Source organism: Paenibacillus plantarum (assembly GCF_013141695.1).
GTDB classification, from domain to species: domain Bacteria; phylum Bacillota; class Bacilli; order Paenibacillales; family NBRC-103111; genus Paenibacillus_E; species Paenibacillus_E plantarum.
In genome coordinates, this window is record NZ_WHNY01000067.1 from 107,256 (window position 1) to 131,498 (window position 24,243).

A 24,243-nucleotide genomic window follows, 5' to 3' on the forward strand; every position below is an offset into this window, starting at 1 on the left:
CAGGGGCGAAAGTTTAGGAACTTTCCCCTGCTTTTAACGAAAGGATGGTCTTCAAAGTGAGAAGAAACTTACAGTCATTCGGCTTAATGGTATTGATGAGTATCATGCTTTTGCTGCCACAGGTCGCTTTTGCTGATACGGCTCCATCTTTTTCATTGGGGTTGAATGCCTCTCAGGTGACGCTAGGCAATGACATTCAGGTTACCGTCACGGGAAGAAATATAACCGATCTGTATGCTTATGAACTGAATCTCGATTTTGACAATGCGATGATGGAGTTTAAAGGGATCAGCAGCGGTGTCTCCGAAGGGTTTTCCGTTGAGCCTCAGGTGAATGGCAATCATCTGCAATTTGCGTTTACCAAGGTAAGCAAAGTACCGGGTGAGAATGGAACTGTAAATCTTGCCACCGCAACATTTAAAACAATCATTCAAGGGAGCGCAGAGCTTCAACTGAAAAGCGTGAAGCTTGTAGATAGTAAATTAAATGATTATACATCCAATGCAGATGCGAAGGTGAGGGCGTCGATCGTCTCGAGTAGTAACGGTAATCCACCACCACAAACACAAACATCAACACCTAATACACCAAAAGATGACCAAGTAAGCAAGGGAACCATTGTCATGCAACCCGGGGATGGGAATTTGGACGCAGCAACGAAAACGGCAACCTTTGTTTTAAGTAATGCCAATTGGGATAAGGCAATTCAACAGGCAGCTGCAAATGAAAAGGGAATCAAGAAAATCAATATTGAAATGAAGGAAATACCTGGTGCGGAAGCATATAAACTGCAAGTTCCGGCGAATTTGCTCTCAAATGACGTGAACTCGGTTCAAATACAAGTTATATCGCCGTTTGCATCGGTAAACATCCCGAATAATATGTTTCGTGCCAATGAACTATCTGGCGACAGCGTCACGCTGGTAATCGGGAAAGCTGATGTCAGCAAGTTGGATAAGGGTGTATTGAATCAAATTGGTGATCGGCCTGTGATTGATATAAGCCTGCAATCCGGAGATAAGAAGGTATCATGGAACAATCCGAATGCACCGGTGACAGTACGTTTGCCTTATTCACCGAATGATGATGAAAAGCAGCATCTTGAGCATATCGTTGTATGGTATTTGTCCGGCGATGGACAACCGATCCCGGTACCAAATGGCAGATATGATGAGAAAACGGGTACAGTTGTCTTTACGACAACACACTTTAGTATATATGCATCAGCATTTGTTCAAAAAACATTTGATGATATTGCCTCCCTGGATTGGGCAAAAAATCAGATTGAAGTTCTGGCTTCTAAAGGAATTATCAACGGGAGCTCGGACAAGTCATTTGACCCTGATCAGCCAGTCACACGCGCGGATTTTTTAGTTTTGTTAGTTCGCACTTTAGAGCTAGACCGCAGCAGGGGAATGGGAGACAAATTCGCAGATGTACGTGCAGGCGAATACTACGACGAAGCTTTGAGAATTGCAAGAGGAATGGGCATTACGGAAGGCGTGGGCGATAATTTATTTAAGCCTAGCGAACCGATCACAAGAGAAGACATGATTGTAATGACAGAGCGTACGCTGAGAGTGTTGAAACAAATTACAACCAATTCAAAGGAAGAGCAACTAAAACAATTTAAAGATTATGCCAATGTATCAGCTTATGCGGCTCCTAGTATAGCTGCACTAGTCGAAGTGGGGCTTGTTCATGGTTATGATAATGCTGTCCATCCTAAAGAATTTACGAATAGAGCACAAGCCGCTGTATTGATGTATAACATTTTTACAAATTTGTTTAAGTAATTAGAAGCTTTTTCTATAAGAAATGAAAACGCTTAATAAAATTTGCCCTTAAAGATTTACGAAAGGGGGCGAACACTATGCTGCGTATTCCACCTACATAAATGAAAGTTTAATATTTAAGATTTATTGAAATGGTTTTATTGATAAAAGAAAGTGAGGGGAAAGAAAATGACTATTAGCTCGAAACATTTTAAAAAGGTTTTACTATCTTCGCTTGTTACGTCGGTGTTATCTTCGTCCTTTGTTGTATCGAATGCAAAAGCGGCTGACCCCGTTCAACCTGTAATCTCAAGTCATTTTAAGAGCATCCTGACGATCGATGGCAAGCAGTTCAAAGATTTAAATGGAAACACTTCACTCGACCCGTACGAGGATTGGCGCTTGCCCACCAATCAGCGAGTGGCAGACCTCATTACGCGCATGACTTTGGCTGATAAAGCCGGCCTCATGCAGATCACCTCCCTGCCAACTGTCCTCGAGGGCACAACCGGTCTAAAGGACTTTGTCAACAACCGCCGCATCCACTATCTCATCATCCGTGACAACCCTTCGGCCTTCGATCTGGCCACACGGGCGAACACGTACCAGGAGGTCGCGGAAGCCACGAGCCTGGGTATCCCACTCGTCTTAACCTCCAACCCGCGGAACTACGTTATAGAAGATGCTGAGTTCGGCAAAATTGAGGCCTCTGGAAAGTTCTCGACCTGGCCCGGACCCTTGGGCCTCGCGGCAACGGGCGACCTCCCTCTTATCCGCGACTTCGCTGAGATCGCCCGCAAAGAGTGGCGCGCGTCCGGCATCCAGAAAATGTACGGCCCCCAAGTTGAGGTCGTGACAGAACCACGTTGGCGCCGTATCAATGAAAGTTTCGGCGAGGGCACGGAACTAAATGCGGGGATCGCCCGTGAACTGGTCCTCGGCTTCCAAGGGCAGAAGGTAGGAAGCGATTCTGTAGCTCTTACCGCCAAACACTTCCCCGGTGACGGCCCTCTAATTCGAGGTCTGGACCCGCACAGAGAGATCGGCAGATGGACACAATACCCGACAGCTGGAAGCCTCTTCAAGTACCAGCTCCCACCGTTTCAAGCTGCAGTTGATGCAGGGGTGAGCTCGATCATGTCCTTCTACAATTCCCCTAGCAACTCGCTGAGTGCTGATCAACTCCCCAAAGAAATGTGGTACTCTGAAACCCAGCAGTTCGAAGAGGTGGCAGGCGCCTACAACAAGGGAATCATCACCGACCTACTGCGGACCAAGATGGGCTTTACTGGCTACGTGAATACCGATAGCGGCCCGCTGACCAGCACGGATTATGGTGTGCATGACCTGACAATTGAGCAGAAGTTCGCCAAGGCGATCAAGGCCGGAGCGTCCATCTTCTCGGACAACAACAACCCGAGCGGGCTTATCAACGCGGTTAACCAGGGCCTGATCGAACAACAGGATCTCACCCCATCTTTGACGCACCTGCTCACGGAGATGTTCAACCTGGGACTTTTCGAGAATCCGTACACGAACCCGACAGAAGCTCAGGCCATCGCATCATCGCCTGTGTCCCAGGCACGGGCTGACGAGGCGCAACGCAAGTCAGTCACGCTCCTGCGCAACAACAAGGGACTGCTGCCGCTGACCGATGTAAACCTCGCCACTACGAAGCTGTACGTGGAGGTTTTCAACGGTAGCAAGAGCGCCGATCAGACCGCCGCACTTAAGGATCTTATCGCCAATGATCCGTCGGTTAAAGTCGTCGGCACGCTTGCGGAGGCGAACGCCGCCCTCTTGTGGCTGAGGCCCAAAGCATACGAGTATCCCGATGATTCCACGGTGGAGATTCAGTTAGGCACGCTCACTGGTATCGACGTTGACAAGGTTAAGGCAATCGAGGCGGCCGTCCCGACTGCACTCGTAGTCAACATGACCAATCCGTGGGTCATCAACGAGGTCGAGCCTGGGGCTGCGGCGGTCGTGGCGACCTACAACATCAAGGGCGACGCCTTGCTCGACGTGCTTCGTGGGCGCTTCAACCCTACAGGTCATCTGCCGATCACGGTACCAGCCAATCAGGATGCTGTGGAGAAAAACGCTTCGGACGTCCCGGGCTACGCAGAGAAGTTCCACTACGCCTACACGAATGCGGTTGGTGACGACTACACATTCGGTTTTGGCTTATCTTATGCTAGTGCTTCTCTAACTGGAAATACTTCGGCACCACTTGGAAGTACCTTCAGTTTGAATTATGGCTTGAATAATATATCGAAAAGTGTTACACATGGCGTATATGCGCAGGATCTGACACTTAGTTTTGATCCAACTCAATTGGAATTTGTCAATGCGCAGTCATTGAAAACAGGGTTGTCCGTTGTAAGTAAAAACGTGACAGAGCCAGGAAAAGTACGGATTTTACTCGCAAGCTTGGGATCAAGCAATGCGATAAATGCGGATGGCAATCTACTAAGCATTCAATTTAAAGCGAAGTCAGCTGCACAGACGCCTCCTGCCGTGGTTTCGTTAGCTAAAATCGTTTTATCTGATGGAAAAGGTAATGCAACTCAGTTGGGCCAAGTTTCTCAAAGTCTAACAATAAGTTACACAAAATACGATCTGAATGGCGACGGTATAGTGACCATTAGTGACTTAGGTCTCGTTGCATCGGCATACGGGAAGAAATCAAGCAGTGCAGATTGGGCCCAGTTTAAGTTAGCGGATGTAAACAATGATGGTTTTGTTGACATAGTGGATCTTGCATCTGTAGCTCAAACAATCAATTAAAAGGGGTATCGGCCCTGGTGCGGAATCATCCACTTGACCATATATTGATATTGCCAACCCAGGCACCCAACTCACTCGTCGCCTTCGTTTAAACTACAAGAAAAAAACGGTCTATATTCGCATCTATTTCGCGATAAGACCGTTTTGTTTTTTGTGATTTTGGTTTAAATGGCAAAAGTCATTAAGATAATAACCAAAAGGATATAAAGAACTAAAACAGCTGCTGAGCTAGTACCAATACCATAACCTGCACAACTTGCACCACTCATGTTTACTCATTCCCCTCAAGTGAAATTTCATTACGGTATAATCATACGCTAGGTACCTAGATATTGATTGGACGTATGTCAGGTATGCTTGTTGAAATGAATAAAAAATACAAAATAAACCTTTCCTAAATGGAGAGTGCAGCTGGAAACGATTACCGTCTGTACATCGGACAACAATCCAGAGAAGTATCCTCCAATTCAGAAAAGAAGAACGTCGGCCCTCAAAGGTTATTTGGGGACCGGCGTTTTTGCGTGCCCGGACGATTTGGTACAGATGCCCAAAAAATGGGCCTTTGACTTAGTAACAAACGCGGAGCATCTACCATAAGTTGGAATCATGTTGATATGAAAAATTACTGGAGGTTTATCACATGACGAATATTCAAAATGAGCTTCAGCAGTTGGGTGTTTCGCAATTCCAAGCAACCGAAATGACGCCTTGGGAGCAGCAGGCTCAGTATTTTGCCGGCCAGTTTCCGAACGGCCAAGTGCCTGCGGATCCGTCGCGTCTTTGCGTCGGAGTTTGTGCCGGTGTTTGTGCTGGAGTTTGTGCCGGATTTTGCGCTGGATTTTGCGGCGTGTTTTGCGCCGGAGCTTGTGGTGGGGTTTGTGGCGGCTTCTGCGGCGGCGTTCGTTGCCATAACTGCGCGGGCTTCTGTCACCAATGCGCAGGCAATTGCCACCAATGCGGCGGTGGAGGACACCGCTGCCGCTAACGCCTTAGCCTTCTCATCTGGATTGTCGTAAACCGATCGCCCATGCACGGCGCTGTGCATGGGCGTTTTTATATCCCTTAAGGAGTTGTCTGACATGAGGGACAAATAGTCGTACATATGATAGAGAACGAAGATTGCAAATTGGAGAACACGTTTACGGCTAGGAGGGCTGAGATGTCAAAGTTGACCTCGTCTGCGCGCCTTCAGGTAAAGGCGGATACATTTTTTTTGCCGGTTCAGAATGACGGCGTCTATTTCCGAAACAACGTTGGCACGTTCCACATGAAAGGTGAGATGATTGACCGATGGTTGGAAAAGCTCATCCCCCTGTTCAGCGGGGAGCACACACTGGCGGAATTGACGGACGGGCTATCCGCCCCGTACCGGGACCAGGTGTACGAAATCGCGGAAGTGCTGAGGGAAAATGGCTTTGCGCGCGATGTGAGCCAGGATCGCGCTCACAATCTCTCGGAGCAAACTTTCCGCAGGTATGCAGGGCAAATTGCATATCTCGATAGCTTCGGTGATTCCGGTGCTTACCGGTTTCAGAGTTACCGGCAGGCTGAGGTGCTCGCGGTCGGCTCAGGCCAGATCTTCTCCGCGCTTGTGTCGTCGCTGCTGGAGTCGGGCCTGCCACGGTTCCGCATGCTGATTACGGATTCGTTGCCCACGGATCGTAGTCGGCTTGCGACTTTGGCGGAGCACGCTCGCTTGACGGACCCCGAGGTGGCGATTGGGGAAGTTGTACTGCCGAACAAGGGTGCCGACGGTTGGAGGGAAGCCGTTCGGCCGTTCCAAACGGTCCTCTATGTGTCTGAGCAGGGCGATTGCGAGGAGCTGCGGCTTCTTCATAAGGCATGCCAAGCGGAAGGCAAAACGCTGATTCCCGCCATACGACTGCATCAGGCCGGCATCGCGGGCCCGCTTTTGCAGCCAGAGAGAGAGGTATGTTGGGAATCGGCATGGCGGCGCATCCACGAGTCCGAAGTGTTCAAAGATCCGGAGAGGTTTGCCTTCTCCTCAACAGGGGGGGCACTGCTCGCGAATGTGATTGTTTTCGAGCTGTTTAAGACTGTGACGGGCACCGCCAATCCGGAACTGAGAAACTCACTGTATCTGCTTGATTTGGAGACATTGGAAGGAAGCTGGCACCCATTACTGCCGCATCCGCTCGTTGCCGGAAAAGTTAATGCCGCAGCCAACTGGGTGGAAGACGCGGAGCTCCGGCTCGAGGTAGAGCCAGAAGGCAGCGCAGTGAACGGGCTCTTTTCGTACTTCAGCAAGTTAACTTCGGACCGAACGGGAATTTTCCATAGCTGGGAGGAAGGGGACCTTGGCCAGTTACCCTTGTCACAGTGTCGCGTTCAGGCAGCCGATCCGCTTTCGGAAGGACCAGCTGGTCTGCTGCCTGACATTGTTTGTTCGGGATTGACGCACTTGGAGGCGCGGCGTGAAGCGGGGCTAATCGGGCTTGAGGCGTATGTGACGCGGCTTGGAGGGGTTCTTGTTAACACCGAGCAGATCATCGGAGTCGGTATCGGGGAGACGGCTGCAGAAAGCGCGGCTCGCGGACTGCAAGCTTGTTTGACGAAGCATTTGGAGGTGCGGCTGACAGACCGGAAGCCGTCTATCGCTCGGGTTCGGCTCGGCCAGATTGAAGATGAGCCGTGCTTATTTTATTTACAGGCGCTGACCACGATGCGGGGCACACCGACGATTGGGCTTGGAGAGGAAGTGTGCGGGTTTCCCGTCGTATGGGCAGGCACGGAGGATGGATGGTTCGCAGCCACCGGATTGACCGTGACAACGGCGCTCCGTAGGGCGCTGCAGGCGTCGCTGATGAAGGCGCAAAACGGGTCCGCATGCCGCGTGCCGAATGCCGTGGAAGTGAGGACCGTCCAGCTTGGTTCAAACGACCTGCTGGAGCTGTCCATCCCCGCAGAGGAGTCGGAGTCGAAGCTGGATCGGGTAAAGGATGCGATGCGGAAGCTGAAAATAAGCGGCCGGGAAGTTTTCATCATCGACTTGGCGGTGGAGCCGTTTTTGCGTGATGGCCCTGCTGCTGTCTTCGGCGTGCTGTTGGGAGAGGGGGAAGCCGGATGAGCGCGGTCGTAGCCGTTGTCGGAGAAGGAGTGCTGGCGGAGCTGGTGTGTGTGGAGCTGATCACCGAGTGCCGAATCGTTCGAGTGACCGATATCAGGGAGGGGTTGCCGGAAGATGCGGAATTCGCCCTGGTGCTCAACGATGGCTGGCATCCAGCCGTTCATCGTGAGGCGGAGGCGGAGCTGCAGGCTGCTGGCATCCCGTGGCTTCGCGGATTCGTCGCCTTCGGTGAGGGCGTTGTCGGTCCGCTCGTCAGGCCAGGCCAGTCTGGATGCTCCAGGTGCGCCGATACTCGGCAGCTTATAGCGGGGCGCGACAGCAGGGAAATGTGGGGGCTGCAGCAGCGTTTGATGGAGATCGGGGGAATCCCGTCTGACACATGGGCATCGCGCACGGGACTGTTGCAGATGGCGTATCTGATTACGGCGGAATCGCGGAACGTGCTGCGGAGCATCCGCTCCCGCACGGAAGAGCATGTGGTTTTGGTCAACCTAAAGACGTTGAATTGCTCAAGCCATTTTTTCTTACCGGACCCGATGTGTCCCATATGCGGGAGTCTCCCCGAAGATTCGCGGGATGCTGCCCGGATATCGCTCAGGCCGTCTCCGAAAGTCGGAGAAAACATCTACCGCAGCCGATCGCTCCAAGAGCTGAAAGCTTTTCTGGCACGGGACTATCTCGATTACAAGATCGGATTTCTGAACGGAAAAATGCTGGATCTGATTTCGCCCTTGGCCGATGCGACCGTGAATCTTCCCATGTTAGAGCAGGATGAGGTGACGGCGGGCAGGACGAACTGCTACGCGGATAGCGAGCTGTCGGCTATTCTGGAGGGCTTGGAGCGTTATTGTGGTATGGCGCCGCGCGGCAAACGGCCGGTTGTTCGCGGCAGCTACCGTCAACTGGCGGATGAAGCGCTCGATCCCGTGACGGTCGGGCTTTATGGGAAAGAGCAATATGAGCTGCCTGGATTTCCTTTTAAACCGTTCGATCCAGATGCCGAGACCGATTGGGCCTGGGGGTACTCGTTTGCGCAAGGACGACCGATATTGGTGCCGCAGTGGCTAGCGTATTACAGCTCCCCGTGTCAGCAAGGCTTCGTATACGAGACTTCCAACGGCTGCGCCCTGGGCGGAAGCTTGGAGGAAGCGATCATGTACGGGATGCTGGAGGTCGTGGAGCGTGATTCGTTCTTGCTGACATGGTACGCACAGCTGCCGCTTCCCCGTATAGACCCACAATCCGCCGGAGACCGCGATCTTAAGCTCATGGTTGACCGGCTGCGGGCCGTTGCTGGTTTTGACGTGCTCTTGTTTAACGCGACGATGGAAAATGGCATTCCCAGCATTTGGGCAGTGGCCAAAAATAGAAAGCCTAATGGAGTGAATCTTATTTGTGCAGCCGGAGCACACCCGGACCCGGTACGGGCAGCGAAAGGAGCGGTTCACGAGTTGTCGGGGATGATGCTTACACTAGACCACAAATTCGAGGCGAACCGAGAGGACTATGTACGGATGTTCCACAATCCTTCCTTGGTTCGAGGCATGGAGGACCATTCCTTGCTGTACAGCCTGCCGGAGGCGGAGCCGCGGTTGCGCTTTTTGCTGGAGGAAAACCGGCCGATGCGAGCATTCGCTCAAGAATTTGGGGTCACTCCGAAACACCGGGATTTGACCGAAGACCTGAAGGCGATGATCGGTAAGTTCCTCCAGCTAAATATGGATGTGATCGTGGTTGACCAGTCGACACCGGAACTGAGGCGTAACGGGCTGCACTGCGTGAAAGTGCTAATGCCCGGCATGCTGCCGATGACGTTCGGTTACCAGTTTACACGGTTGGCGGGACTGGAAAGGGCGCTTCGAGTGCCGGCCGAGTTAGGGTACACGGAGCGCCCATTGCGTCCGGAGGAGCTCAATGTTCATCCGCATCCGTTCCCATAAATGAACTGGGTCAATACGGATAATGCCAAATCGCGGTATCACTATAGAGCGATTGGGGGAAGTAGAATGAGTCTGGAAGCGTTTATTCGCCAGCTTCATGCCGACGGCAACGGGGGCGGGCCGCCCGGCTGGGAGGTCGACTGGGACGATGCGCCGCTTGCCTATAAACTATATCGCGGCCTGCCTACTCATACGCTGTCCTCGGATATCCCGATGACGCTGGAAGCTCGGACAACGGCTGTTGAACCGAGCCTGAAAGACATCGGTCATTTTCTTTGGTATGTCTACGGGCTGACGCAAGTAAGCTATTCTCCTGCGGTTCCGATGGAGACGTACCGCAGATTCGTTCCTTCGGGCGGAGGGCGGTACCCGAGTGAATTGTACGTATATCTCCGCACAGAAGCCGGCGTTCCCGGACTGTACCATTACGATGCAGCACATCATCGCCTGGTGCTGCTGCGCGAAGGCAATTACGATTCGTACTTGGCCCGGGCCCTTGGCAACCGCTGTGATCTATCCTCATGCTTCAGCGTTGCCTTTGTATCGACGATGGGTTGGAAAAATGCTTTCAAATACAACACCTTTGCCTATCGTCTGCAAGGGCTCGATTCAGGCGTGCTGCTAGGGCAGCTGCAGGAAACTGCGAAACGGTTCGGTTATGCATCAAGAGTGCATTTCCGGTTTCTGGATCGAGCCGTGGGCCATCTGCTCGGGCTATCCGGCTCAGAGGAGAACGTTTATGCGGTCATACCTCTTTCAGTGCAGAGCGACATCGTTTTGATAGACGATGCCGAAGGTACACCTCAAGTCGCCGCGGATGAGCTGTGCCGCGAGCTTCCGGCGGTGCAGCATGATTATTACATGCGTTCGAGATCCGTCAAGGAGATTCCGCAGCTGACTCAGATGAATGAAGCGGCGGCGCTCAATACGTTATCGCCGTTTCGCCGTTTCGAGCCCCACAATAAAGCGGAAAACGAACTTCAGACTGTTTATTTACCAGTGGTGAAGCGGCTGAGTTACGATCTGGCGGCGACCAGCCGAGCACGGTATTCGCCCGAAAGCGAATTCATCTTGAGTCGTGTAACGGTGCAGCAGTTAGCCTCCCTGCTGCAGGAAGCTTTTGCTTCCTTTGCGTATCGCAACGATTTGGACGGCGTGGTGGAGACTCCTCCGATTCGTGTCGCGTTATACGGGTGTTTCTATAACGTCGAAGGCGTACCGGACGGTGCTTATCGCTATGACGCAGCCGCCCACGCGCTCCGGCGCGAGCTTGCAGGTGATCATCGGCTCTGGTTGCAGCAGGGGATGACCCTGCACAACGTCAATTTGTTTCAAGTACCGATCTGTCTGCACATCGCCGGCGACGACGATCACCTGATTCCCCAATTGGGGTATAGAGGCTACCGCATCCAGCAGATGGAAGCCGGGATGCTCCTGCAGCGCCTGCTGCTGGCGGCGTCCGCTCTCGGCTTGGGAGGGCGTCCGCTGCTTGGCTTTCAGGCCAGATCGTGCGACGAGCTCTACCGGATGTCCATGCATGGACGAATCAGCCTTGTCCAAATCCCGATCGGTCGATGCCTTCCCCGTCCCCGGTTTGAGGGAGGTTTGCACAGCTAGTATATACTGGATATCTCCGAGATGCGGATACGGGAAAAGCTAAAATCAATGAAGCTAATTCAATGGAATTCATTGTTTACCAAGATCGAAGATCAAAGAAAAGAATTCTATGGTGTGGTTTGGGGTGCAAATATGATATAAGTTCTTGTAGTCACCCTCATTAAAACAAAGAAAAAAACGGTCTGTATTTGCATCTACTTCGCGATAGGACCGTTTAGTTTTTTCTATACTAGTGTTGGATTTGCAAACACAAGTTACTGACAAGAGGATTACCAAACACAAGTTACGCATTCCCCTCAAGTAAATTTTCATTACGGTATAATCATACGCTCGGTACATAGTGATTGATTGGACATATGTCAGGTTTCATTGCTCCGAAAAGGACACATTGCAGGGTTAAACTCGACGATGGGACGAAGCTTTCAATTTGAAGCCGTTCATACACGTATCCCAAGCTTGGTTAAATCCTCTCCAGTCTTCTCCTTTGGGTAGGAGAACCGAGCTTATTCCACTCAGCCCCCAGTCCTCGTAAGTCACGACTTTGCTATCTTCCTGGTGGTTATTCACGATCAGAAGGTGGAACTTTCCATGCACCAGCCTTTTTAATGCTGCGTGTATCTCCTGCGCTTCTTTTCTATTAGAATTGGTTCTAATAAAAAGAATTGGTTGACCTTGAATAGTTATCAAAAACCGATCTACGCGTCGATTAAGTTTTTGTTTAAACGCTGGATAAGCTTCCCACCATCGCCCCGCAGTGAGAGAAAGAGGAAAGTCATGGAAAGATATAACGTCATTTGCGTTATCTCTTACAACAAAGCATTCATTGGTAGTGCCAATGAGTTCAAGCTGGCTAAGTTCCATAAATCCGTTGAAACGATGATCTATCAAACGAACTACTCCCCCGATCGAATCGGAAACAAACCAATCTAAGGGACCCGCAAATTTTCGTAAGCCCAGTCTTTTAAGCTGATAGGCTGTTTGACATGTAGAACCCAGACTAATGTAGGCCTTATAACCACCTAGGGAATCGCGCCATTTCATAACTTTCACTCCCGTTTCAACAACCGATCTCCACCACAATGACGAGTAGAATTAAAGTATGCAAAATATTAAAATTGCGCTTGGGCGAATATACGGCGTAATCCGAGAGCTTGACGAATTATGGTTTAGTTGCTAAACTAAAAAACATGGAAAAACAAAAAGCGAATAAACCAAAATCAAGTATCCGAAATTTGAATTCATTTATTATGCAGCTTCAACGGCTGGAAAAAAATCCTCGAACGTTTGGGGATGCAGGTCCTTTGACCCCGAGCGAGATTCATACGATTGACGCGATTGGCATTGAAAGGGGCGTTCTTATGAGCGAATTGGCCAATCGACTCCAAATTACGAAAGGTGCCGTTACTCAACTTATTGTACGCTTGGAAGACAAAAATCTGGTGAAACGAACCCCCAACCCGAGCGATTCAAGAAGCGTCATCGTTTCCTTAACGGATATGGGAAAGAGTGCTTTTCGGGCTCATGAAGAGATACATTCTAATTTTTACAGGGAATTAAGTTCTCAATTAGATGAAAAAGAGATAGAAATTTTCGAGATGTGCCTTGCAAAATTAAGTAGCTATTTACAGAAGTAAGTCGCATCCGTATTTATATTTCGATCAAGAGTGGGTAGTGCGGTTTCGGCTGCAACTTCAGCTGGATGAGCATCTGGCGCGGGAATGGCAGGCTTATGTGGCTAAGGCTGATCGGATGCTGGAGGAATCCTTTACAGATGAGGCGGAGGCGGACGGGGAAGATTCCCAACACGGACGCTACGGGCCGCCGAGCGAGCAGGTTGCCAAGATGGGCACGATACTTGGCCTTGTGTATCAGGTAACGGGGCAGCGGCACTATGGAGAGAAGCTTAGGGATGCGCTTCTTCATTACAGTGGCTATCAGAAATGGTATGGGAAAGGTCTACTGCGAAACGATCCGCCGTGGCATTCAGAGTTGAATACGTCCCGGTTCTGCCACGGATTTGCCGTCGGCTACGACTGTATCTACGATCTGCTTAGCCCTGAAGAACGGACGACCGTTCGCCGGGGACTGCAGGAGCTCGGTATACTACCGACGCTAAACGATTGGGTTTTTGCCGACACACGTATCCATGCACTCGATTCGATGGGTCATAATTGGTGGGCGGTGATGATCGGACTGGCAGGCGTCGGTGTCCTTATCTCCAATATTATGTGCAGAGCGAAGCGCATAACGTGGTGCTGTTTAATGGCGAAGGGCAGCTGAAGTCAGATGTGCCTCGGGGTGTGAAGGAGCCTGGAGAAGTGTACCATCTGGTGGATCACGCCGGCCTTCGTTATGTATACGCGGACGCAACCGGCCCGATGTCACCGCATTTCTCGCGGAATTTCCGTCATTTCCTCTGGGTCGACGGTGTCATCGTTATCATTGACGATGTGCGAGCGCATGAGAAGGGGAACCTGCAGTGGCTGCTTCACTATGAAGGGGAAACGGACATTGCGGAGAATGGCTCTGTGCGGGTAACGAACGGTGATGCTAGTGTGATCGTTAAACATCTGTTCCTGCAGAACCTGACGATTCAGGAAAAAGAGGGCCTTGCCGATCATGCTCCGGATACCAAGGTGACGTATTTGTCATTTGAAACTAGCGAATCGCTTAATGAGGCTAAATTTATTACCGCTGTGATACCGGTGGAGCCGGAGTTTTCACTTCCAGAAGTGACTGCTCTGGAAGGACACGACATGCTCGGTGTGCGTATTCGATCAGGCGGCAAGCAGACGGATGTGTACTTGAACCTCCGGGCAGACGGTCGAATCATGCATCAGAATTGCATCCGTAAGTTGAATGGCTGGGAGACGGATGCCTATCTTGTCGCCGTCACCCGACCTGAAGGCGCCGACGATGAAGACTGGACAAACGTCGAACGCTGCTTTATCGGCTACGGAAGCGTGCTCCGCCATAGCGGGCATACGTTATTCGCTTCGATGTCCAGGGCGACGGCCTGTCTGGAGCTAAGCCCGGCGGAGCTTTCTGTCGCGCTGCGTGGCCAGCCTTATCTTCGCGCAGAGGTACGACCAGCGGTTATGCCGCAGCGCGTGACTGCTGAAGGGAACGCGGAGGTCATTTCGAGTGACAACGGCGTCATCACCGTTGTTCAATCCAGCTCCATGGCGACGCGTCGTCCTGGTTAAGGCATGACGAATGACATAGGATACATGCCAAAACAGCTGATCTTCTTGGGAAGATCAGCTGTTTTTGTCTACCTATAGGAGTGCATAAGAATAGGTTGACAAGAACTTGATCCAATTCCCGACTTGTGACAAGAACGTTGTCCGATTGGCAACATGCAGTAGACTGGCCTGTAACTTACTAAACTAACGGGAGGATTCGCGCAACATTGTTGTCTTCGAAGAAAATTCAGATTTCCACTTGATCCTTACGTAACGTAATGATTTAAAGTGAACGTAAGAGCAGGACAAAACACAGGCCTACTGCCAAAAAATCGAACAACTAAAATCGAAATCGGAGGAGAAGCAAACATGAGAAAACTCGTATTGTTCATGCATGTGTCGCTGGACGGGTATGCGTCGGATTCGAACGGAGGACTAGATTGGATTCCGTACAACGAGGAATTAGAGAAATATGCCGAGGAGGTCGTAGCCGAAGTCGGCTCTCCCGTATACGGACGCACGACGTATCGGATGATGGAGAGTTACTGGCCCACGGTGCTGGACAATCCGAATGCGTCGAGGCACAGTATGGAGCATGCCAAATGGATACAGGATGTTGAGAAGATCGTCATTTCCGGCTCGATGGACGCTGTGGAATGGAACAATACGGAACTGATCAAGGACAATATCGCAGAGGAATTTAAGGTGCTCAAAGAGCAGCCTGGCAAAAATCTCGTTATCTTCGGCAGCCCGGGGGCGGCGAAGACGTTGCTTGAGCTCGGCCTGATCGACGAATTCCGGCTGACGATTTGTCCGGTCATCTTGGGCGGCGGAAAATCAGTATTCCACGGCGACGCTGAGAAAATCAGGCTCAAGCTGCTGTCCAGCCGAACACTCAAGTCGGGCATTATCGCGGCCCGCTATGAGTTGGAGAAATAGTCGTGCCGTACAAAGTGTTCCACTAACGCGAAACTATAGCTCAATAAACGTCAAGAGTAGGCTGCCGACAGCAATGAACGGCAGCCTTCTTAGCTCCCGGGCAGAATAGTTATAACTAAAGTCTTCCCAAAATAAGGGATTACATTTGATATACTCATCTAAGATGCTGGTATAACTCCTGTCGTTTCTCAATACTTGGGTTGTATATCCAGGATAATACGCGCTACCTCATCGACAAAGATGAAAATGGAGGAATAAATGAATATTGAACTTGAAAAGCTCATTTATGCTTTAAAGCAACGGTTCAAGACGAATATCATCTCCACCGACTGCCAAACTATGCCGTTACAGGGCGGAACTGTGGGAAATGTGCACCTAGTAACGGGGATCGCCGAAAGCGTGGATGGCGACAAATTGCCTTACCGTATAGTGCTGAAAATCCAGAATAAATGGGAGCGTTATAGTGATCCGGGCTCATGGCGTCGGGAATATGATCTCTATTCTTCTGACTTGGGAGTGACGTTCTCGCAAGCCCTCCGCTGGCCGATATGTTATCACGCTGAGCTCAATGCCGAAGAAAATGAATACCAGCTGTGGCTGGAATATATCGATGGCGTAACCGGTTTAGACTTGACCGGTGACATGTATGAAAAGGCCGCGTTGGAGTTAGGGCGCTTTCAAGGCAAGATGTATGCGGCGCAGCCCGCCGTGCTGCAAAGTCTGACCAACCTGAGCCATGCGGATCTCATGAAGAATACGTACCTGCATTATCGGTCATGGCCGGTCGTCTACGATTATATACGCTCGGAGGACTGCGGATTGCCTCTGCACGTGCGCCAAATGCTCATCGACATCGATGACCAAGCAGACGAGATATTCGCTCGTATCGAAAAATTGCCCCTCGTGCTATGTCACCGGGACTTCTGGGTAACCAATCTTATCTATGCTGACGGGAATTTCGCGCTTATCGATTGGGATACCAGCGGATGGGGCTACCTAGGCGAGGATCTCGCAAGCCTGATCGCGGATGAACCGGATATCGATCACATGGTCGAACACTACCAGCGATGTATCCCTGCGTATTACAAAGGTTTTTCGGAGTATGCGGATGTATCCCGAATCGCCGATCATTGTGTTTACGAGATTATCCTTCTCGTATTCGGGTACAGGCTTGTGGAGGGGTATCTCCACACAGAGGCAGATGACAAGAAGACGAAGCGTGCCCATACTCTCCAAAAAATCTATGAAATGAAGTCCATAGCCTTGATGGACACATCTGGTTACATAGCCTAAACTAACAGTGAAGTAAGAACAAATAACCAATTCATTATTAATTTGTTATTATTTTGAAAAGGGTATTTAAAAATGAGGATTGTAATCGCTACAGATTTTTGGAGGAGATTCCTATCGAAAGTTCTATTAAAGATAAATTTACAAAAGAAATTTTTTAGAGGCAGCAGGTCGGTTTGGCATTAACTTTACAGATACGATAGAACTTGACGGTTTTCAAAATTTTGTGTTTTTAGGGAAACGTGAATCCATAAATGTGATACTAAGGATTGCTCATAGCACACATAGAAGTAAGGATATAACGCTAGCTGAGATCGAGTTTATTTCTTATCTAGCCGATTCCGGAATGACTGTATCGAAAGCTTTGCTTTCTAATCAAGGTGAATATGCTGAAATTATTGAACATGCTGATAACTGTTTTATTGCGACTGCTTTTGAATTCGCTCCTGGCAGAAGGGCTGAAATTTGCATTGAAAGTGATATCTTTTATGAACGAATCGGCAGGTTTACTGGGAAGATGCATAAGTTATCAAAACAGTTTTCTCCTATTCATAAAAGGTATGATTGGAATGACAATGCAGCTATTACAAAATTTCATAATTATGTACCTTTTGAGATTCTTCAACAGAAACTTGAGTTAATAACAAGTCAAATTCAATCATTGTCAAGAGACAGAGATTCGTTTGGGCTTATTCATGGAGACATTAGCCCGGGGAATTACCTGAATCATGAAGATCACCCGAGCATCATTGACTTCGATCAATGCGAGTACAGTTGGTTTGCTTCTGAAATTGCAACATCGATATTCCATGAAACTCCAATTCCATTTATTATTACAGACGCAAATAGACGCAAGACAATAACAAAACGATTTTTTTTAAACTTTTTCCAAGGATACTCTAAGGAAAATATATTAAGCCGTAGTTCACTAAATGCCATTCCATTATTTATAAATTTAAGACAAGCTATCGTTATCGGTCTCATATACCGTAGTTCTGATATGGGGAACTTCGATAATTGGAGTGATTGGAATAAAGAAGCATTAACTTTTTATATTAATAATATAAAAAATGATATTCCTTATATTGACTTGGATTTCACAAGTCTATGATGTAAATACCCAGTAGAACAGGGTCTATGGTGAGATAAAGAGAGTGACAATGATTATTTTTACACAACATCCATATAGAATTAATTAAATCCGCGAAGTCCTTTTATATACTTATATTGTTTGATATAGCGAAATAAAAGGACTAGGCGGTAGATGTAATGTTAAAAAAACGTGACTTGCACGAATGCCATTTACTGTATAACTTAATGACGGATCCTGCAGTTTTTCCATACGTTCGATCTAAATGCCAATTCTATGAACAATATTTATTCCTAACCAAACAGTTGATCGTTGAAGAAGAGCAAGAGACATGTATTTCTAGAACAATTCTTAACGAGATTGGACATCCCATTGGTACGATTGATTTATATGATATTGTAAATAAAACAGGCTTCTTAGCCACATGGATTGGAACTCCTTATTTTGGAAAAGGTTATAACCAGCGAGCGAAGGAATCCTTTTTTACTGAACTTTTTCTTGAACATAATATTGAAACGGTATTCTTGAAAATCCGAAAACAAAATATTCGATCGAAGAAGGCGGTAGAAAAACTACCGTATGCCAAATTAGCAAATGATATCAACCATCAAATATATAAATCGATAAATCATGCGCAAGAGATCTATGATTTGTATCAAGTGGAGCGGTTAGACTTTTTAGAATGCAGTAAAATCATGCAACATGAGATGGCTACGTAGCAAACTGTGAAAGAACTGACTGTTCGCTAAACTCTATCTAGAAACGATAGCACAAATCAGTATTAAACTATACGATTCTAATCAACAAACACCTAGTCAAAACACCAAAATAAAGTGTTGGACCGGGTGTTTGTTGATTGTACTCTTGTTTCCCGCTAGCACTTCTAGGCATCACGCCCGTTATGCTTTCTTTAAAACTCTGTTTAAGTTCAGGATAGATTATTTAGAACTACCCAACATCTACTTAAGCAATAGAAGTATAATCTCAACGGAATTATCAATAAATGATCGTTCTGGCCGAGATTTCATCATTACGGTAAGTCCGATTAACGATACAACAAGTGTCTGTGCTAATGCTTTTGCGTTCATGTCGGTTTCAAGCTCACCTGATCGTACACCTCGTTCAATCGCTTCTTGAAATATGGCCGAAAGATACATCTGATGTTCTCTTGTAAGAATTTCAAATTTCTCATCATGAGGAGCAAGTTCTACCATCGTATTAATGCAAAAGCATCCCCGATTGCAACTTTCAGAATATCCTTCTTCCACAATACCCTCAAATAAAGTGCGAAATCCTTCTTTTACAGATGAACGATTCTGAAGTTTAGCTCGGATATTGGAAGAGTGATAGTTTGTATATTTCCGCAGCGCGGCTTCAAATAATTCTTTCTTGTCACCAAAGGCGGAGTATATGCTTGGCCGCTGAATGCCCATTCTGGATGTTAAATCACTTAAAGAGGTAGCTTCGAATCCCTTCTCCCAAAATATTTGCATAGCTGCATCTAATGCAATGTCCACATCAAATTCCCGTTGCCGAACCATGAAAGTACCCCTTTCCATATCGTTCAGTATGTTATGATTGTAAGCTTTGAAGGATATGCTGTCAAATCAAAGCCTTCACACAATTATTTTGACAACCATCTCTTGACAGTATGTATTTGTGGCGAGTAATATTTACACAGCATCATAACATACTGATGAGTATAATATATTGATCGGTATGATATCAATTTCAAGAAGAATGGATGTGTGAACAATGGAGACGCTAGAAGAAAAAGCGGCAGTTATTGCCGGAAATGATTGCGATAGAGTAGAGGATACAGCACAAGAAGCATACACAGTATCCGATTCCGTTCCTGTCCCTAAGATCTCTCGATATGTGGCTCTGTTATTTGCAACCGCCTGCGGGCTGGCTGTCGCCAATATCTACTACGCTCAACCGCTGCTGGACGCCCTGGCGAGCGAGTTCAGTATTGCCCATTCATCCGTTGGCATTGTCATTACCATTACACAGATTTGTTATGCACTGGGACTGCTGCTGTTGGTACCTCTCGGCGATCTGCTGAATCGACGTCGGCTGATCCCGGGTCTAATGCTATTATCCGTGTTGGCACTTATTGCGGTTGGCATCGCGCCAAACAGCACGGTGCTGCTCACAGGCTTGGCTGCGGTTGGACTGCTCGCTGTAGTAACGCAGGTTCTCGTGGCGTTTGCGGCGACTTTGGCTGCTCCTGTCGAGCGCGGACGAATAGTCGGCTTGGTGATAAGCGGAGTAGTGATCGGCATTCTGCTTGCGCGAACCTTCGCTGGTGTATTAACCGATCTCGCCGGTTGGCGTTCAGTTTATCTCGTCTCAGCGGCGTTGATGCTCGTCATGGCAGGTGTGTTGTTCCGTGTGCTGCCGCATGATGAACGCGAAAGAGCGTCACTAACTTACCCGCAGTTGCTTCGTTCGGTACTCGCTTTGTTCTTGCAAGAAAGAATCTTACGCGTTCGCGCCGTACTGGCTTTGCTGATTTTTACCGCGTTCAGCACATTGTGGACTTCGCTGGTGTTACCTCTAAGCAGCCCGCCGCTGTCGCTTTCGCATACCGCAATTGGCGCGTTTGGTCTCGCTGGTGCTGCCGGAGCGTTAGCAGCATCTCGGGCAGGGTGGCTCGCCGATCGAGGTTTAGGACAGAGGACTACCGGAGTCGCGCTGACCTTGTTGCTGGTATCATGGTTACCAATCAGCTATACCGAACACTCGCTGCTTGCATTGATCGTTGGAATACTCCTTCTTGATGTGGCGGTGCAAGCCGTACACGTCACGAACCAGAGTTTGATCTATAACGTACGCCCAGAGGCAAGCAGTCGACTCACTGCCGGCTATATGATTTTCTATTCGATAGGAAGCGCCACCGGTTCAATTGCTTCGACCAGTATCTACGCTTACGCTGGCTGGAACGGAGTATGTGTGTTAGGTGCCGCTGTCAGTGCTTTGGCCCTCTTATTCTGGGGATTGACCTGCCGTCCACGGTCTGTTAAATCGAAATAATGATCGTGCCTCGCCTTAGCCCATCTGTTAGTTCACACAATTACGACGACTATGCAGTAGGCGCATTGTGTAGTTGAATAAGTATTTATAACAGAAACTTTTTGGGGATTAGCAACGTCTTAAAGTTAAACTTTATGGTCGCTCATTAAACCGTTTATTTGTGTGGCTAAAGATGAAGAAGGGGCGCAATATGCAGTTGTATTTCGTTCTGCTGAAAAAGTGGATACGACGAAGTTGCCTGTTTCATACGAAAGTATTCTTGCCCGAGTTAAAGAAGAAGTACAACGAGATATATTAAAAGAAAATTTACATGTATTCGAAATAAATAATAAGCTAGTTTGGTCATTTAACGATGGAATGGGGACTATGTATATGGATCTTAAAGGGGAAGTATTAGCCGATCCTTTTACAACAAACCACATAAACTGAAATGAGAGAATGATTTTATTGAGGGGATATTCTTTACAGTATTTTTATGATTTGTGGAATGATAAAGACTAATTTTTAATGGGAAAATACAATGCAAATTCTGTATTTCAAAGGGGAGATTTAAATTTGAAAAAAATTAAGCTTTCCTTTTATTGTTGATTTGTATTGTTCTCGTTTCACTATCCGCGTGTTCTAAAAATAACGTACTACTCCAATCTTCAAATAACACCCAACAACAGATGCTGAAAACAAATAGTCCTGCAACTGAACCTGTCGTTGTCAGTACTTCTAAAACAACAACACCAATACAGACTCCAATACCAACACTTACTGACAATGAAGTAAAAGGAATTCTCAAAGAGCTTATACCAAAGGCAGTAAATGTTTACGGAATATTTAACGGAACTGACGCGCTTAAATTCGATGAAACGAAAACAAACACGAGAAGGCTGCCGACGATTATTGTTCGGCAGCCTTCTCAGCAAACGGGCAAATTAATGGAATGCAACGTTTTTATACACGATACGTCTATATTGTAATACCTATGAAGAAGGGAGATACCCCAATTGTCTAAGAAATATTTCATTGTACTTGCGATATTGATGTTTGCTGTTCTATTGTTCTTTCTCGGGAACACCATAATAAATTCAAGGTTCTACTTACCTGATTTACCAGTCGAGGGCATAACGAAGAAGGCAGCGTACGAGAAGATATCAAATCAACATAATGATATCAGGTATCTTACTAATAATGACAATTTTAATTGGTATATTTATCAAGGAAGTCAAGAAACTTTTGGGAATGAACTCAAAAAACAGTTCAATACATTAGGTGGATTTACTTTTTTAGAGCAAATCGGCTCTGGATATGTATTTGAATCAAAGGGAACAGGAGATAAGCTCATTATTGAATCACAAATGTGGACTGCTAATTACATTATCTTTAAGTTGCCTGTTGAAGTGAGGTTAGAGCATGTAGTATTAAAATGATATGATAGTTATTTCAGTAAGAAGAACAAATTCCTGAGCCTGGTGATATGACCCTTGGGGATTGGGATTTAAGTACTCCGAGATCTTCTAGGGTAAGAGTGTGACTAAAAGGTTGGGAAGATGAAGTAACTTTTACGAACAAATGACCAATGTATATCTTATAACTAACGAATTACGCTAAAGGGAAACGATAGTTGAGCAGAACCATGGGGTAGCTATGGATATTGAATTATTTGATCTGGATACAGATTAAAGATAAATGAAAAAGAGTCATCTCTTGGTTGTACACGACATATTGTTAAGTGTACTTGCTGTTTAGGGGGGGCTCTGAGTGAGATTGCTAATTCTTGTGATGGGTATAATCTTACTAACACTCCTTTGGACTAATCCGGATAACTCCGATTTTAAAAAATGGGTCCTTAAGAAAGAACTCACCAATTCTCAAACATTTAACTCAACGCCAGTTCGTTTTCGTAGCAAGAATTATCTGTTTTTCTCATTGCATGAACTTTCAATTACTAGGAAACAATATGCTGATTTAATTATCGAACAAGAATACTACGCAGGAATAGGGATTCTGGGAATGATATTTCCAATTTCAATTCCAGGAATTGATGATAAACAGTCCCCAATAATTAAATAGTTGGAAAACTCCAATGTACTAAATGGAATATATGACGAGACTGCCGATTTCTATCGGCAGTCTTTTTGAAGTAACGGGCAGTTTGGCGCAACCATTTCTTCCTAGTTTCGTATATATAATTTTCAATTATAGGCTAGCGAAGAGAGGTATTGTAATGGATTTTAGTATGTATAGACAAGAAATTAATCAAATGATAGACAGTTTACCTGATGGAGAATTAGGAAAAGTTTACTGGTCCGTTGAAGTTATCCGCCGAAAATATCTCTTTACTAAAAACATGCTTGATAAAGGGGTAGTTATTTTAACCTTACTGGAAAAAGAACATGGAATTATGGGCCTATGGGATAGCTCATTTGCAAAGAACATTAGCGACGAGACCAAAAGTAAAATTCATTATAATCAGTATAAGTGGCATATTTTTAGTTATAAGAAGCAAGAATGTTTTGAAAAAGAAGAAGCGAGAAACGCATTTGATGCTATGACGAAAAATGAATTATATGTCATGTATCAAAACCTTCCTGATATTGTATTTGAATATAATAACGCTACTGATATTGTTGCATCCGATTTTGATTATGAACAAGATATATATATATTTGATATGAATTTCACGTGGACGTACGTATATACTCATGAATCAATGTGCGGACCATACTTTTATAAAAATGTCTAGGCGTAGTTAAGCTTTTCAAAAAACGGAAATGGGCAAGTTTGTTTAATAAATGGTCAAATGGAAATGTACAAGCTAAATAATGGAAGCAAAGAATTAAATTAGCAGACACATAAGAAAGGGTGGCACATATGAAAAAGTACAATATTATTCGTCCGATCATGCTGATTGTGGTTGCACTCTTAACGAAAAGCTTGGTTACCAATCTTTGCATGTTGCTGGGAATGGAATCCGAGTCAGCCAAAACCATGGGGTTCGGTGCGATGGTAATCGCGGCGCTCGTGGTCTTTTCTAGAAACCGAAGAAGCCCGAAATAGGATTTACACCGCGCTTGGCATTTCGCCCAGGGTGTTCGGGAAATATGTCCCCTCGTTGATGGTTTTAGAATTACTTTTAAGAGCGACTTTCAGAGAAGTATGAGTTTTATGTTTTATTTACTGAACTGGAATTTATTCGTCAGAACCTTTACGGACGACTGTAATGAGTACAGAGGATCGGTTTTCCTCCTCCATCTGCTGAATAATCTCAAGCAAATAAATGGCAGCACTATAGTTTGCCCGATCGATGCATTCGCGGATGAGTTCAATAACGTCTTGCTTGGATGCTAAATAGTATAGTTGCAAAGGACCACTTCCCTGAATGAGTACTTGCAAGATAATTTATGCAAAGCATTCAATCCGGGAATGGGCATCGGCTGACTAAATTTTTAAAAAGCTGAATAATTAGTTACTCAAGTGGTGCCCCTCATGTTATTGAACGTGG

Annotated in this window: 23 protein-coding genes; 19 read left to right on the forward strand and 4 right to left on the reverse strand. The window is 47.0% G+C overall.

Annotation, left to right across the window (positions count from 1 at the left end):
* The first annotated feature begins 56 nt into the window (after positions 1-56).
* A complete protein-coding gene (locus tag GC096_RS23675) occupies positions 57-1,796 on the forward strand; it encodes an S-layer homology domain-containing protein (RefSeq protein ID WP_171633707.1) in 1,740 nt (579 codons plus the stop codon).
* Positions 1,797-1,964: 168 nt separating this feature from the next.
* Positions 1,965-4,565, forward strand: a complete 2,601-nt coding sequence (locus tag GC096_RS23680) for a glycoside hydrolase family 3 N-terminal domain-containing protein (protein WP_171633709.1) — start codon at positions 1,965-1,967, stop codon at positions 4,563-4,565.
* A gap of 164 nt (positions 4,566-4,729) precedes the next feature.
* On the opposite strand, the gene GC096_RS38495 is transcribed toward GC096_RS23680, so the two are convergent.
* Positions 4,730-4,834, reverse strand: coding sequence for a YjcZ family sporulation protein (locus tag GC096_RS38495; protein WP_216626246.1), 105 nt, complete (start codon positions 4,832-4,834; stop codon positions 4,730-4,732).
* 431 nt (positions 4,835-5,265) lie between these two features.
* Here GC096_RS38495 and GC096_RS23685 point away from each other — a divergent pair, with 431 nt between their 5' ends.
* From GC096_RS23685 to GC096_RS23700, 4 genes are all read left to right on the forward strand, one after another.
* On the forward strand, positions 5,266-5,550 hold the full coding sequence (locus GC096_RS23685; protein WP_376769520.1) for a hypothetical protein: 285 nt from the start codon (positions 5,266-5,268) through the stop codon (positions 5,548-5,550).
* Between the two features lie 174 nt (positions 5,551-5,724).
* Positions 5,725-7,653: a putative thiazole-containing bacteriocin maturation protein gene (locus tag GC096_RS23690; protein ID WP_171633712.1), complete on the forward strand. Its 1,929-nt coding sequence runs from the start codon at positions 5,725-5,727 to the stop codon at positions 7,651-7,653.
* Positions 7,650-9,593 carry a TOMM precursor leader peptide-binding protein gene (locus GC096_RS23695; RefSeq protein ID WP_171633714.1) on the forward strand — a complete coding sequence of 648 codons (1,944 nt, stop codon included), beginning with the start codon at positions 7,650-7,652 and terminating at the stop codon, positions 9,591-9,593. Before GC096_RS23690 ends, GC096_RS23695 begins: the two co-directional genes overlap by 4 nt.
* Before the next feature lie 66 nt (positions 9,594-9,659).
* On the forward strand, positions 9,660-11,210 hold the full coding sequence (locus GC096_RS23700; protein WP_171633715.1) for a SagB family peptide dehydrogenase: 1,551 nt from the start codon (positions 9,660-9,662) through the stop codon (positions 11,208-11,210).
* Between the two features lie 396 nt (positions 11,211-11,606).
* On the opposite strand, the gene GC096_RS23705 is transcribed toward GC096_RS23700, so the two are convergent.
* Positions 11,607-12,251 (reverse strand): DUF1796 family putative cysteine peptidase, encoded by a 645-nt coding sequence (locus GC096_RS23705; RefSeq protein WP_171633717.1) that lies wholly within the window; start codon positions 12,249-12,251, stop codon positions 11,607-11,609.
* Between the two features lie 206 nt (positions 12,252-12,457).
* On the opposite strand from GC096_RS23705, the gene GC096_RS23710 reads away from it, so the two are divergent.
* The 7 genes from GC096_RS23710 (at position 12,458) to GC096_RS23740 (ending at position 18,433) form a co-directional block, all read left to right on the forward strand.
* Entirely contained in the window at positions 12,458-12,844 is a 387-nt protein-coding gene (locus tag GC096_RS23710; RefSeq protein WP_171634293.1) for a MarR family winged helix-turn-helix transcriptional regulator, read from the forward strand.
* A 37-nt stretch (positions 12,845-12,881) separates the two neighbouring features.
* Complete coding sequence (locus tag GC096_RS23715; protein ID WP_171633719.1) at positions 12,882-13,490, forward strand: hypothetical protein; 609 nt, start codon at positions 12,882-12,884, stop codon at positions 13,488-13,490.
* Positions 13,460-14,416: a hypothetical protein gene (locus tag GC096_RS23720; RefSeq protein WP_171633720.1), complete on the forward strand. Its 957-nt coding sequence runs from the start codon at positions 13,460-13,462 to the stop codon at positions 14,414-14,416. Before GC096_RS23715 ends, GC096_RS23720 begins: the two co-directional genes overlap by 31 nt.
* Before the next feature lie 348 nt (positions 14,417-14,764).
* Positions 14,765-15,334, forward strand: a complete 570-nt coding sequence (locus tag GC096_RS23725) for a dihydrofolate reductase family protein (RefSeq protein ID WP_171633722.1) — start codon at positions 14,765-14,767, stop codon at positions 15,332-15,334.
* Between the two features lie 258 nt (positions 15,335-15,592).
* Positions 15,593-16,627 (forward strand): aminoglycoside phosphotransferase family protein, encoded by a 1,035-nt coding sequence (locus GC096_RS23730; RefSeq protein WP_171633724.1) that lies wholly within the window; start codon positions 15,593-15,595, stop codon positions 16,625-16,627.
* A gap of 223 nt (positions 16,628-16,850) precedes the next feature.
* Positions 16,851-17,735 (forward strand): phosphotransferase enzyme family protein, encoded by an 885-nt coding sequence (locus tag GC096_RS23735; RefSeq protein WP_171633725.1) that lies wholly within the window; start codon positions 16,851-16,853, stop codon positions 17,733-17,735.
* Positions 17,736-17,893: 158 nt separating this feature from the next.
* Complete coding sequence (locus tag GC096_RS23740; RefSeq protein WP_171633727.1) at positions 17,894-18,433, forward strand: GNAT family N-acetyltransferase; 540 nt, start codon at positions 17,894-17,896, stop codon at positions 18,431-18,433.
* 240 nt (positions 18,434-18,673) lie between these two features.
* On the opposite strand, the gene GC096_RS23745 is transcribed toward GC096_RS23740, so the two are convergent.
* Positions 18,674-19,255 (reverse strand): TetR/AcrR family transcriptional regulator, encoded by a 582-nt coding sequence (locus tag GC096_RS23745; RefSeq protein ID WP_171633729.1) that lies wholly within the window; start codon positions 19,253-19,255, stop codon positions 18,674-18,676.
* A gap of 214 nt (positions 19,256-19,469) precedes the next feature.
* Between GC096_RS23745 and GC096_RS23750 the strand changes: the two genes are divergently transcribed.
* From GC096_RS23750 to GC096_RS23775, 6 genes are all read left to right on the forward strand, one after another.
* Entirely contained in the window at positions 19,470-20,750 is a 1,281-nt protein-coding gene (locus GC096_RS23750; RefSeq protein ID WP_171633730.1) for an MFS transporter, read from the forward strand.
* A gap of 162 nt (positions 20,751-20,912) precedes the next feature.
* A complete protein-coding gene (locus tag GC096_RS23755; protein WP_171633732.1) occupies positions 20,913-21,179 on the forward strand; it encodes a hypothetical protein in 267 nt (88 codons plus the stop codon).
* Between the two features lie 566 nt (positions 21,180-21,745).
* The gene (locus GC096_RS23760) at positions 21,746-22,168 is read left to right on the forward strand and encodes a hypothetical protein (RefSeq protein ID WP_171633734.1); all 423 of its coding nucleotides are present in this window, start codon (positions 21,746-21,748) and stop codon (positions 22,166-22,168) included.
* Positions 22,169-22,499: 331 nt separating this feature from the next.
* Positions 22,500-22,811 carry a hypothetical protein gene (locus tag GC096_RS23765; RefSeq protein WP_171633736.1) on the forward strand — a complete coding sequence of 104 codons (312 nt, stop codon included), beginning with the start codon at positions 22,500-22,502 and terminating at the stop codon, positions 22,809-22,811.
* Between the two features lie 154 nt (positions 22,812-22,965).
* A complete protein-coding gene (locus GC096_RS23770; protein WP_171633737.1) occupies positions 22,966-23,484 on the forward strand; it encodes a DUF4275 family protein in 519 nt (172 codons plus the stop codon).
* A gap of 128 nt (positions 23,485-23,612) precedes the next feature.
* Positions 23,613-23,798 carry a hypothetical protein gene (locus GC096_RS23775; protein ID WP_171633739.1) on the forward strand — a complete coding sequence of 62 codons (186 nt, stop codon included), beginning with the start codon at positions 23,613-23,615 and terminating at the stop codon, positions 23,796-23,798.
* A gap of 132 nt (positions 23,799-23,930) precedes the next feature.
* Here GC096_RS23775 and GC096_RS23780 read toward each other — a convergent pair whose 3' ends face one another.
* Positions 23,931-24,104 (reverse strand): hypothetical protein, encoded by a 174-nt coding sequence (locus GC096_RS23780; RefSeq protein ID WP_171633740.1) that lies wholly within the window; start codon positions 24,102-24,104, stop codon positions 23,931-23,933.
* Positions 24,105-24,243 lie beyond the last annotated feature (139 nt).